The sequence below is a fragment of the Citrobacter sp. wls619 genome (assembly GCF_005281345.1).
Classification (GTDB): Bacteria; Pseudomonadota; Gammaproteobacteria; order Enterobacterales; family Enterobacteriaceae; genus Citrobacter.
The window spans coordinates 339,929-352,479 of record NZ_SZXJ01000027.1; the positions used below are offsets into that span (position 1 = coordinate 339,929).

Annotated in this window: 11 protein-coding genes; 2 read left to right on the plus strand and 9 right to left on the minus strand. The window is 51.8% G+C overall.

Translation table 11 applies throughout. The features are described from left to right. Positions 1-92: 92 nt before the first annotated feature. The 3 genes from FDX19_RS04365 to fabI form a co-directional block, all read right to left on the minus strand. Positions 93-2,027: an exoribonuclease II gene (locus FDX19_RS04365; protein ID WP_137381728.1), complete on the minus strand. Its 1,935-nt coding sequence runs from the start codon at positions 2,025-2,027 to the stop codon at positions 93-95. 89 nt (positions 2,028-2,116) lie between these two features. Continuing rightward, positions 2,117-3,262, minus strand: a complete 1,146-nt coding sequence (locus tag FDX19_RS04370) for a carboxymuconolactone decarboxylase family protein (RefSeq protein WP_137381729.1) — start codon at positions 3,260-3,262, stop codon at positions 2,117-2,119. Positions 3,263-3,478: 216 nt separating this feature from the next. Then, entirely contained in the window at positions 3,479-4,267 is a 789-nt protein-coding gene (gene fabI / locus FDX19_RS04375) for an enoyl-ACP reductase FabI (protein ID WP_005126472.1), read from the minus strand. Positions 4,268-4,778: 511 nt separating this feature from the next. On the opposite strand from fabI, the gene FDX19_RS04380 reads away from it, so the two are divergent. Continuing rightward, on the plus strand, positions 4,779-5,468 hold the full coding sequence (locus FDX19_RS04380; RefSeq protein WP_137381730.1) for an EAL domain-containing protein: 690 nt from the start codon (positions 4,779-4,781) through the stop codon (positions 5,466-5,468). Between the two features lie 44 nt (positions 5,469-5,512). Here the strand turns inward: FDX19_RS04380 and sapF are convergent, their stop codons facing one another. From sapF to sapA, 5 genes are read right to left on the minus strand one after another with little or no spacing between them, the layout of a single operon-like run. Continuing rightward, positions 5,513-6,319, minus strand: a complete 807-nt coding sequence (gene sapF, locus FDX19_RS04385; RefSeq protein ID WP_005126478.1) for a peptide ABC transporter ATP-binding protein SapF — start codon at positions 6,317-6,319, stop codon at positions 5,513-5,515. A gap of 1 nt (position 6,320) precedes the next feature. Then, on the minus strand, positions 6,321-7,313 hold the full coding sequence (gene sapD / locus FDX19_RS04390) for a peptide ABC transporter ATP-binding protein SapD (RefSeq protein WP_003020556.1): 993 nt from the start codon (positions 7,311-7,313) through the stop codon (positions 6,321-6,323). Further along, positions 7,313-8,203 carry a peptide ABC transporter permease SapC gene (gene sapC / locus FDX19_RS04395; protein WP_137381731.1) on the minus strand — a complete coding sequence of 297 codons (891 nt, stop codon included), beginning with the start codon at positions 8,201-8,203 and terminating at the stop codon, positions 7,313-7,315. The genes sapD and sapC overlap by 1 nt, the downstream gene beginning before the upstream one ends. Continuing rightward, complete coding sequence (gene sapB / locus FDX19_RS04400) at positions 8,190-9,155, minus strand: peptide ABC transporter permease SapB (protein ID WP_137381732.1); 966 nt, start codon at positions 9,153-9,155, stop codon at positions 8,190-8,192. Before sapB ends, sapC begins: the two co-directional genes overlap by 14 nt. Then, the gene (sapA, locus tag FDX19_RS04405) at positions 9,152-10,795 is read right to left on the minus strand and encodes an ABC transporter substrate-binding protein SapA (RefSeq protein ID WP_137381733.1); all 1,644 of its coding nucleotides are present in this window, start codon (positions 10,793-10,795) and stop codon (positions 9,152-9,154) included. The genes sapB and sapA overlap by 4 nt, the downstream gene beginning before the upstream one ends. 545 nt (positions 10,796-11,340) lie before the next feature. On the opposite strand from sapA, the gene FDX19_RS04410 reads away from it, so the two are divergent. Next, positions 11,341-11,793, plus strand: a complete 453-nt coding sequence (locus tag FDX19_RS04410; protein ID WP_137381734.1) for an SgcJ/EcaC family oxidoreductase — start codon at positions 11,341-11,343, stop codon at positions 11,791-11,793. A 66-nt stretch (positions 11,794-11,859) separates the two neighbouring features. Here the strand turns inward: FDX19_RS04410 and FDX19_RS04415 are convergent, their stop codons facing one another. Continuing rightward, on the minus strand, positions 11,860-12,504 hold the full coding sequence (locus FDX19_RS04415; protein WP_137381735.1) for a QnrB family quinolone resistance pentapeptide repeat protein: 645 nt from the start codon (positions 12,502-12,504) through the stop codon (positions 11,860-11,862). Positions 12,505-12,551: the final 47 nt, after the last annotated feature.

The window sequence follows — 12,551 nt, forward strand, 5'->3', positions numbered from 1 at the left end:
GGATGAAAGAAGTGTAGTGCGTGACAGGCAATTGGGCGGGGAAAAAGAAAACGACCTTTCACAAAAGAGAAAGGTCGTTGAGTTACTGCGTATTATACGGCAGGGAGTGCGATGACGCTGCGGGTTTCCATCCGCACTTCGGCGATGGTGACGTCAATGACATCGGTAACTTTGTAAACCACTTCACCTTTGATCTGCACCGTACCACTTTCCTGGCTACATACCAGTTCATCACGAACCGCGTGCAGGAAGGGGGCCGGAATAAAGGCTACCGCGCCGTTATCAATTAAACGTACACGCATACCACCACGGCTGACATCAATAATCTCGGCCGCAAAGCGGGTGTCGGTACCGGCTTTGTCATTCAGAAAACGTGCATACAGCCAGTCACCCACATCACGTTCAGCCATGCGGTTCAGGCGGCGACGTTCAGCCATCTGCAGAGTCGTATCATCCTGCGGGCGGGAAATTGTCTCACCTTTGATGACGGCCTTCAGCAGGCGATGGTTAATCATGTCGCCATACTTACGGATAGGCGAGGTCCAGGTGGCATAAGCTTCCAGGCCCAGACCAAAATGCGGACCCGGCTCGGTGCTGATCTCAGCGTAAGACTGGAATCGGCGGATGCGGCTGTCGAGGAAACCGGAAGGCTGAGCATCCAGTTCACGACGCAGTTTACAGAAGCCTTCCAGCGTCAGGACCTCTTCAGCATCAACGTGCATACCATGGGTTTTCAGGAGGGCAGCCAGTGCTTCTGCGTTCGCCGGATCGAATCCCATATGCACGTTATAAATACCGAAGCCCAGCTTGTCGCGCAGTATGCGGGCGGCACAAATGTTCGCCGCAATCATGGACTCTTCCACAATGCGGTTCGCGATGCGGCGCGGCTCAGCGACGATGTCCAGTACTTCACCTTTTTCACCGAGAACGAAACGGTAATCCGGGCGATCTTTAAATACCAGAGCATGATTATGGCGCCACTCGCCACGGCTCAGACAAATGCGGTGCAGCAGGCGGATCTGCTGTGCAATTGCGTCATTCTCCGGCTGCCAGTCACCCGAGCCTTCAAGCCAGTCAGAGACGTTGTCGTAGGCCAGCTTCGCTTTCGATTCAATCGTTGCTGCGAAGAAGGTGATATTGTCTTCGATCGTACCGTCAGCAGTGATGCTCATGCGACAGGCCAGAACTGGGCGAATTTCGTTAGCGCGCAGAGAACACAGATCGTCAGAAAGCTCGCGCGGCAACATTGGGATGTTGAACCCCGGCAGGTAGTTGGTAAATGCACGAATTTTTGCAATGTTATCCAGCTTACTGCCTTCAGCAATCCAGGCGGTAGGATCGGCAATCGCGACGGTTAACTGCAATTTACCATCCGTTTGTTCTTCGGCGTAAAGTGCGTCATCCATGTCCTGCGTACTGGCGCTGTCGATGGTGACGAAGTTCAGTGCGGTTAAGTCCTCACGCACCAGGCCCTCATCCAGCATCTCAGTGGCAACGCCATCGGGTGCTTCTTTTTCCAGATTATGGCGAGCCAGTGTGACCCACCACGGAACGAAGTGATCGTCAGCGAAGGTAATAAATTGGGTTAATTCGGCGTAGAAGGTGCGGTCGCCTTTTAGCGGGTGGCGGCGCATTTCTGCTACAGCCCAGTCACCTTCTTTAAATTCATGTTCAACGCCACGCGCGGCGCGGCAGGGAATCGCATCTTTCAGCAGCGGATGATCCGGCACAATGGACAGGCGGTCATTCTTCCCCTGAACTTTACCCACGAAGCGCGTCAGGAACGGCTCGATCAGTTCTTCCGGTTCGGCAGATTCGCGATCTTTTTCCGTATGGATAACCGCCACAATGCGGTCGCCATGCATCACTTTTTTCATCTGCGGCGGTGGAATGAAATAGCTTTTTTGTGCATCGACTTCCAGGAAGCCAAAGCCTTTTTCCGTGGCTTTTACCACCCCTTCAGCACGTGGCGTCTGGGAATGTAGTTGCTGTTTAAGCTGCGCTAGCAGCGGGTTGTCCTGAAGCATAATTGTCTATTTTCGTGGCTGAAAGAGCGGCTGACAGTTTTACGCGAATCTGCCAGTCGCAGCAAGCGCTCTTTCAGCAAGTGGATCGGTTAATACGTCTCGCCCAACGCGATCTTCAAACGATTTAGCCATCCGCACAATCCGCTCCAGGCCAGTACGTTTATTGCCTGTTCTGAAGGTATACCCTGATCGAGCAACGGGGTAAGCAGTGCGGCGCTAAAGCGATCGGGCGCCCGGGTTAGCCATTGTACCGCCTGCAGGGTGACGCGCTCAACCGGATGTCGTTGCTCCCAGCGCTGTATTTGGCGCTCATCCTGGCGAAGTACGCTAATCATCTCACTGAGTTCAGTGGCTGAGAGGGCATACTCATTGAAGCAGGACACGCTACCGTTAATCCGCGATGTGAGCAGCGAGGCCAGAGAAAATATCCGTGAGTGCACATCGCTGTGTAATGTGCTGGTAAAAAGCGCTTTAAATAACGGCAGTTCGTCAGGTGAGTGTTGCAATAATGGCCCCAGCGTTTGCAACACAGTGGGAGTATGGCTGACATGTGTTTCTGCGCTGGCAAGATGTTTTTCAAGCGGCAGGTCGGCGGTGTGCCACTGTGCTTCTTCTGCACTAAAGGGGGATGCCTCGGCAAATCGCTGAATATCAAGGCCTGGAATGTGGCGCACAGGATGGCCAAACCAGGCCTGAAACAACGCAACGACGCGGGCCTGAAAGCCGATAAAGCCAACGATTTGATTCATCAGAACAGTGTCGCTGGTCGTGAGGCCAACCGCCTCCAGATGCTGGCGATCGCGTGAGCCGATGACGTCCGGAGAGCTGGCGAGCTGGCGAGCATATTGGGTGATTTGCGCCAGTCGATGGTTGCTTTCCCTGGATGAATTAGGGCCAGGAAGGGGGGCCAGACGTGCAGCATAATGATTACATAAACGCTGTACGCCACAAACCTGTGCGACGGTTAAAGCGGTACTCATACGCTCATAGGCGCTGAACGTGTGCATTGAGTCCAGAGCAACATGCACTGGGAAGAGAAGTTGAGCAAGTTTACGGGCAGGTTCTAACCAGGACTGAAAGGGTAAAAGCACAACGGCAGGTATCGTCAGATCCAGCAAAAATTGGTCCTCTACGTGTGCGGCTTCGGGCACCAGAGGTAGAACATCTTGCGGATATGTACTGGACTGTGTCTCATGATACCAGTGGCTTTTGCCTTCAATTCGGCGTTGTTCCATGGGCGTTCCTTGATCGAAAAAGTGGCGACCCGGATACGTCGTCATACCTGTACGCCGGATCGTTTGCGCTGCGATATCCTGACGTAAGCGAATGAGGTGATGAAAGATTGTTAAGTGATAATAAATATCAGAAAAGCATATATAGCGACGAGCGAGGGAGAAGGGAGAGAAAAATAATGGGCGACGGAGCGTCGCCCATAGAGGAAGTCTGAAAGATTATTTCAGTTCCAGCTCGTTCATTGCGGCGATGCTGAAGCCGCCGTCAACGTGAACGACTTCACCGGAGATACCGGCGGACAGGTCTGAGCACAGGAATGCCGCAGAGTTGCCCACATCTTCAATGGTAACGGTACGACGAATTGGCGTAACCGCTTCGCAATGTGCCAGCATTTTACGGAAATCTTTGATACCGGAAGCCGCCAGAGTACGGATTGGGCCGGCGGAGATTGCGTTCACACGCACGCCTTCAGGACCCATCGCGTTAGCCATATAACGAACGTTGGCTTCCAGAGAGGCTTTCGCCAGACCCATTACGTTGTAGTTCGGGATCGCGCGCTCTGCACCCAGGTAGGACAGCGTCAGCAGTGCAGAACCAGGGTTCAGCATGGAACGGCATGCTTTTGCCATTGCAACAAAGCTGTACGCGCTGATGTCATGAGCAATTTTAAAGCCTTCGCGGGTGACCGCATTCACGTAGTCGCCATCCAACTGGTCAGCAGGTGCGAAACCGATGGAATGTACGAAACCGTCGAATTTCGGCCAGACTTTGCCCAGTTCAGCGAACATGGTGTCGATGCTGGCGTCTTCAGCCACATCACACTGCAGTACGATGTTGGAACCCAGCTGAGCGGCAAATTCTTCCACGCGGCCTTTCAGTTTGTCGTTCTGGTAGGTGAACGCCAGTTCAGCGCCTTCGCGGTGCATCGCCTGAGCGATACCATAGGCGATGGACAGTTTACTGGCAAGACCGGTCACCAGAATGCGCTTACCGGAAAGAAAACCCATAGCTTTAATCCTTATAGTCATTACTTATTTTTTTAGCAATCAATGAGTTATGATTGCAATTTCAAGGTCACTCGAAATTGGTGTGAAATTATATCCCACTCTTTGCCCCTTGTGTCACGATCTTTCTCTGCTATTCACCAGACGGGGAGCAGCAGTAATCGGCATTTCAGAGGGCAGGGAATCGTTGTCAGCACCTGGTGGCCTGTCACTATTCATTGCACGTGAGGAGTATATCACTCCCCCCTGGTTCTGCCTCATCCAACCAGAGAAGAGCCGGGGGATAAGGTGAAAATACAAGGCGTCAGAGGGTTAAAATGGTATGATCTGACCTCTAGTCGATGTTTTAAAACATATCAATGTAAGAACATTCTTAAAACAAAAAATGTGACCATATTCATTTAGTTATGATATATTGTTTTTATCGATCAATATCGATTCATTGATCGATATTATTGATTGATTATGATTAGAAGTGCATTATCAGGACGTTATGATCAATTGGAGTGGTCTTATGCACTATCATTTCATCGCGGAACCGATGAGAGACACAACAGATAAGTTGCTGGGTGTTGAGATGCTCGCCCGCTTCACCTCTGAGACGGTTCATCCGTTACATGCAGATTCCATCATTTCGGCATGGAGTAGCGAACAAAAACGTAATTTCATGCTTGAACAAATTCGGTTAATTGCAGAAAAACGTGATTGGTTCGAGAACAATAATCTGCTCTGTACGCTAAGCCTTATTGATGAAATGGCGCTATTAGCCATTGGCGATCCCGTCATTAAGTCGGCCCTACATTCCATGCCCTTTATTGCGCTGGAACTCTCAGAGCGCTTTCTGTCGAATACAGTTTGCCTGAACAACCTGCTGATTAATTCGCTGAGTGATGGCCCAAATGCCTTGTGGCTGGGCGATCTCGGCTCTGGCAGCATTGGCGCGAGCCCGCTGGTGTGCGGCCGTTTTGACGTTGTGAAAATGGATCGCGACTTCTTCCTGTCACAGGTAGAAAAAACAATATTCCCGGTGTTGATTAAAAATATCAGGGGGTATTGCGACCGCGTTGTGGTTGAGGGGGTAGATACGACCCGTCTTATCGAGGAGCTCCGCACCGCCGGCGTTTGGGCGATGCAGGGTGAAATTTTCCCGTCAGTCACGTTCTCTGAGGTTGACGCGCTACTCTTGCCCCGGTTTTGTCACTGATGACTGAACGGATAGCCCTCCCGTCCTGGTGGGCTATTATTTCATTAACGATCTTTCCGCCAGGCATCGGCGGTAAGCGCCTCGCCAAAATGCCCTGCAATCAGACGACGGGTCAGTTCATGCAGCGGAGAGGCCAGCACATCCGCCGTACTGCCGCGCTCGACAACTTCGCCCTGATGCATGACTAACACCTGGTCGCTGATGTGTTTCATCATCCCAATGTGTTGGGTCACATAGATATACGAAATCCCCTGTTTTTCCTGTAATTCCAGCATCAGGTTGATGAGCTGCGATCGCATCGACATATCCAGAGAGGCCAGCGCTTCGTCGGCGATAATCACTTTGGGGCGCAAAATCAGCGCACGGGCAAGCCCTAGGCGTTGTTTTTGCCCTGGCGCAAGCATATGCGGATAGTAGCTAACATGATCAGGTAGCAGACCCACCATACGCATGGTTTCCACAATCTGTTTGCGGCGCTGTTCTGGCTCCAGATCGGTATTCAGGCGTAACGGAAAATCGAGGATCTGCGAAATACGTTGGCGCGGATTAAGCGACGTGGACGGATCCTGGAAAATCATACGAATACGCTGACTACGAAATGAATAATCGCCATATTTTAGCGGATGATCGTCAATCAGCAGCTCGCCGCTGCTCGGCTCAACCATCCCAGCCAGCATTTTTGCCAGCGTAGACTTGCCTGAGCCGTTCTCGCCAATAATGGCGAGCGTCTGGCGTTCACGCAGCGTAAAGCTCAGCGGTTTAACGGCTTCGACGGTCTGGCGGCGAAATAATCCCGTCCGGTAGCGAAAGGTTTTGCTCAGATTGCGAACTTCGAGCAGGGTTTCTACCATCTCACTCTCTCTCCATGTTCAGGGGGAAATGACAGGCGTAGAGATGATTCTTTGCTCCGGTCAGTCTTGGGGTTTCAATGCATTCGCGCTGCGCATAAGGGCAACGTGGCCCCAGACGACAGCCGATAGGCAACTGTTCTAACAACGGAATTGCTCCTGGCATGGTATTCAGGCGGCTTTTATGCGGCATTGCGCTACCAAAATCAGGAATGGCGCGAATCAACGCTTGCGTATAAGGGTGATGGGGTATCGTCACCAAATCTTTACTGGGCGCGGTTTCCACCGTTTGTCCGCAGTACATTACGTTGATTTTGTCTGCCCATTGGCTGAGCATTTGCAGGTCATGGCTGATCAACAAAATGGTGGTATTGCTGTTTTGATTCAGTCGGGTCAGCAGACGAAAAATTTGCGCCTGGGTTGTGGGTTCCATCGCATTAGTGGGTTCATCAGCGATCAGCAGGCGAGGTTGGTTTGCCAGTGCGATGGCGATCATGACCTTCTGGCACTCGCCGTCGGTCAGTTCATAAGGGAAACTGCGCATTGCATCTTTATGATCTTTTATCCCGACGCGGTGCAACAGTTCAATCGCGCGGCGTTTGCGCCAGCCAATACGTTGCCACCAGCGCCCTTTGTAAGTCCAGGCGGGAATGTTTTGCATCAGTTGGCGTCCAATACGTTCGGACGGATCCAGACAAGACTGCGGCTCCTGAAAGATCATGGACACGTTATGGCCGACCAGCTTACGTCGCTCGCGGGCGGAAAGGCGCAACAGGTCGATATCATCAAAACGCATGCGGTCCGCGGTAACGCGCCAGTTATCTTTGGCGACGCCGCAGATGGCCTTAGCGATCAAACTTTTACCTGAACCCGATTCACCGACCAGTCCACGGATCTCACCTTCGTTTAGCGTCATGCTGACGCGGTCAACCGCTTTCACCCAGTCGTCACCGGTCCTGAATTCGATAGTCAGATTGCGGATATCCAGTAATGGCATTATTCCACCCCCGCAATAATTGCGCGGCGTACGCCGTCACCTAACAGGTTTACCAGCAGCACACTTATCATAATTGCCGCTCCGGGCAGCATGACTGTCCATGGCGCAACATAGATCAACTCCAGCGCATCGCCGAGCATGGCGCCCCATTCAGGCGAGGGCAGTTGTGCGCCGAGATCAAGGAAGCCCAGGGCGGCGATATCCAGAATCGCCATTGACAGTGATCGGGTGATTTCAGTGATAAGACCGGCAGTGATATTCGGCAGAATCGCAAACCACAGGATATTGAGCGTGCTCGCGCCATCCAGACGAGCGGCAATGACATACTCTTTTTCCAGCTCGTCATGCACCATGCTGTAGACAGAGCGCACCATACGCGGTAGCAAAGCCAGCCAGACGGCGAACATCGCATGCGTCAGATGTGGCCCGGCAAAAGCCACCACAATAATGGCCAGCAGTAGCGATGGAATTGACAGCAGGGTATCCAGAATATGGTTCAGCACCGCTGAGCGTAGCCCGTGCGTTGCCCCGGCAACCACGCCCAGCAACAGACCGCAGAGTGTGGCGGCGAGGGTAACGACAAACGCGCCGCCAACGGTCGGGGCCGCGCCGCTGAGCAGTCGGCTTAATACGTCGCGACCCAGATCGTCGGTTCCGAGGAAGAATGACACTTCGCCATAGCGTGACCAGGACGGTGGCAACAGTTGGTAGCCGAGAAATTGCTGATCGATGCCGTAAGGGGCAAACCAGCCACCAAACACACACAGAATGACCAGTCCCGCACAACCGTACAGACCCACCATCGCAGAAGCATCGCCATAAAAATTACGCCATGCGGTGCGTAGCGTTCCGGGCGGGCGCTTCTCGCTATATACGCTATCGTAGGGCATACCATTCCTTATGTTTCAGAGGGTTAGCCATGGCACCCAAAATATCAGAGATGACGTTAACGATAATAACCAGGGAGCCAATCACCATCACACCAGCCGAAATAGCGGCGTAATCTTGCTGGCGAATCGCGTTAATCAACCAACGCCCCAGCCCTGGCCAGCTAAAGACCATCTCGGTGATCATCGCCAGCGTCAGCATGGTGGAAAACTGTAATCCAAGACGAGGAATGACCGGCGGAAGGGCGTTGTGCAATACGTGGCGACGCAGAATGGTGAAGCGTGACAAACCGCGCGTGGCTGCCGCTTTAACATAGTTCTGATCGAAGACCTCAATGGTGCTGATACGCATCAGGCGGATGACCTCCGTCGTGGGCGCGACGGCAAGCGTCAATACCGGAAGCACCATATGACGGATTGCGCTGACCAACATTTCGTCGCGCCAGGGGGAGTCAGAGATCCACGCATCAATAATGGCGAAACCGGTCACCGGTTTTACTTCGTAAAGCAAATCGAAGCGTCCCGAAACGGGTAACCAGCCGAGAGTCAGTGAGAAGAGGAGCGTCAGCAGTAGCGCCAGCCAAAAAACGGGAATAGAAAACCCCATCAGAGCCAATGCGCTGATGCAGCGATCCTGCCATTTATTACGTGTGATGCCGGCCAGCATGCCGATAGGGATCCCGACCATCAGCGCAAACCCAAAGGCCAGAATACACAGTTCCATCGTGGCTGGGAAAACCTCTTTCAGCTGTTCTGAGATTAACTGACCGTTAATGCTGGAAACGCCAAAATCCCAGTGAATCAGACCGTTGAACCAGAATATCCAGGCGTTCCACAGCGATGCGCCTTGTAACGGCGCATGGGGGGTGAAGTAGCTCAGGCTGAACCCAATGAATGTCAGGAAGAACAGGGTGACCAGCAGCAATAAGAAGCGACGCAAGGTGAAGATAATCATGGTTTTTTCACCTCATCAGTCTTTTCCCTGGAAACCCCGGCAAAGGAGGCATTCCCGAACGGACTTAGCACCAGACCTTTGATGTCATAGCGGTAAGCCTGTAGACGCAATGATGAGGCCAACGGCAGGATTGGCAACTCTTGCGCCAGGATATTTTGTGCTTCGTCATAGGCGTCAATACGTGAGGAGAGCTGCTGCGAAGACAATGCTTTGCGCAGTATGTTGTCGAACTGCGGATTACACCAGTGCGCGAAGTTGGTCTGTGAGTTGATAGCGGCACAACTGAGCAGCGGTCGGAAAAAACTGTCAGGATCGTTACTGTCCGTCGCCCAACCGGACAACGTCAGATCATGGTTCATATCCATTAATCGCGCCTCCTGAAAACGACCTTCAACCGGGATGATCTTCACTTTCACACCCACCTGCGCCATATCTGCCTGGATCAGTTCCGCTGTTTTCAGCGGACTCGGGTTCCAGGCCTGAGAGCTGGTCGGGACCCACAGTTGCAACGTCAGGTTCTCCAGTCCCAGTGCTTTTAACTGCTCACGGGATTTAGCCGGGTTGTATTCAGTAATCTTAGCTTCGTTGTCATAAGCCCACGAGGCGCGGGGTAAAATAGATGCCGCAGTTTCTGCTGTACCGTAGTAGATAGACTGCATCAGACGCTGGTTATTAATGGCCAGCGCCAGCGCATGCCGCACGGCAGGGTTATCCAGCGGCGGTTTATTGGTGTTGAATGCCAGATAGGCAATGTTCATTCCAGGACGCAGCGTCAGGCGCAGACGAGGGTCATCACGTAATATGGTGAGCTGACTGGCCGCGGGCCAGGCCAGAACGTCGCACTCCCCGGTCAGAAGCTTTGATAACCGTCCGGTTCCGCCTGAACCGAGATCCACAACGACCTGTGGCATCAGAGGCGTGCCGCGCCAGAATTTCTCGTGGCGTTGTAGCCGAATATATTGTCCCGCGCGGTTTTCTGAAAGCAGGAACGGTCCGGTGCCGACGGGCTGCCTGTCGAGTAATTCCTGGCGATCCTGTTTGGCCAGTTGTGTGGCATATTCAGCCGACATTACGGAGGCATAGTGTGTCGCCAGATGCCACAGGAAGGAGGCATCTGGCTGAGTCAGACGAAATTCAACCGTGTTGTTATCCAGCTTGCGCACGCTTTGCACGTTGTCAGCGAATTGCAGACTATCGAAGTAGGGAAAGCTGCTGCCATTGACGTTGTGCCACGGATGGTGGCGGTCAAAGATGCGCTCGAAGGTAAACACCACATCATCTGCATTTAGCTTACGGGTAGGCGTAAACCAGGCCGTCTTTTGAAACGAGACGTCGCGGCGCAAGTGGAAACGGTAGGTTGCGCCGTTGTCCAGCACTTCCCAGCTCTCAGCCAGTTCTGGCACCAGTCGGTAGGTGTACGGGTCCACATCAAGCAGCCGGTCATAGAGTTGGGCAGCCAGGGTGTCGACAATCAGGCCGCTGCTCGCTTTCTGTGGGTTGAATGTATTGACTTGCCCGCTGACGCAATAGACAAAGCCGCTGTCACGGATATCAGCGTGCGTGGTCTGCAGAGGCGCGGCAACAGCCTGACCACTCAGAAGTCCAGCCATCACGATCAGAGTTGATAAAACCAGGCGCATAATTTTAAGGGACTATGAATAAAGAAGCTATCTTACTAATATTTAATGACATTCGCCATTACCGTTTGAGTTTGGGGGCAACCATACCGTTAGTTGCAAATTCAACGTTGCGGCCTGGTCAATATTCATACCAGCGCTCCACTTTGAATATAACTCATAAACTATCTTAGCATTTTCATGCCTCATCTGACCCATAATAAACGAAGCGCGAGCCTCGTGAGGGTATAGCTATGCCAAATTTATGTGCTGGAGTGGCGTAAGTACCGAACCTTAAGGAAGGGATAGCGTTAAAGAGAATCAGGAAGGGGACAGAAATCATATGCATGCTGAACTATAATCATTCAGGTAGTGGTGTATGTTAATTACAGAGCAACAATGCCAAAATATCTAATTATTTCATCGTATTACTTATCCATTTTTTCTGACGTCTTTATTTTCTACACCCGGCGTATGTTAATGGTTTCTATTGGTTATTACAGGTGATTTGACTATCCGGTTATCAATGACCTTCTTGTGGCCATCTAACCATTAATGGAATGATTACTATGAAGAAATTACTTGGTTTTGCCGTTTCACTGATCTTTTTATCGGGCCCCGTTTTTGCAACGACGGCTCCAGAATGTGTGAAGGTGGACAAAGCACAAATCGAAGCACTATTCGACAAGTGGAATGAATCACTGAAAACGGGTAACGCGAAGACGGTCTCCGAAAATTATCTTAGTGATGCCGTATTACTGCCCACAGTATCGAATAAAGCCCGGTTAACAGATGCTGAACGTGAGGATTATTTTGAACATTTCCTGGCGAAGAAACCGACCGGGAAAATTGACAGTCGAACTATTCGCCTTGGCTGTAATAAGGCGATTGATGCTGGTACTTATACCTTCACCTTCGCAGATAAATCGACCGTTTCGGCCCGGTATACGTTTACTTACGCGTGGGATGGGAAGGCGTGGAAAATTTCCACCCACCATTCTTCAGCAATGCCTGAGGGGTAACAGAACAGATACACAGGGGCGGGGATTCACCGCTCCCTGGTGTATTGCGGGCTTGCTTAGCCAGGGCTAACCGATAATGGCAATCCCAAGCCGTTCCATGATCAAAGAGGCCTGGTAGCTATCTATCTTAACGCCTTGTAAATCGACGCCCCGAACATCTAAATCACCCAGTTCAGAATTGGTCAGATCGCAATGCGTGAAGTTCGCAGCTCGCCAGTCGAACGACGTAAACTCACCACCAGAGAGATCGGAGCCGCTAAATGTTGCGCCGAGTATCTGCGTGCCAATCCAACGGTTTTCCCACAGCTCACACTTTTCTAACACGACTTTTGAAAAATTGGCGTAACTCAGGTTGGTGTTGGTGATGTATGCGCTGCAGAACCAGGTGCGCGTGGTTATCATATTCATAAAACTTGCGCCGCGAAAATCCGCACCTTGAGCGCGGCATTCGCGGATTTCAACACCCAGTGCGCTGACATTTCTGAAGTCTGCCATTGATAAATCACAGCTTTTAAAGATGGCATCCTTCAGGATAGCTCGGCTGAAATGACACCCTTTTTGGCTCTCACGGTCGTAAAACTGACAACCGATAAATTCAGTGCCACTAAGGTCGGTGCCAGAAAAGTCGCAGTTAAAAAACGTGCTGTTTTCAATTTTCGCCCCGGTAAAGCGATTCCTGTCAATTTTTTCGCCTACTAACGCTAGAGTCATAATGCTAATCCTGTTTTTTTATACAGTATTTGCATCATGGTAAACTG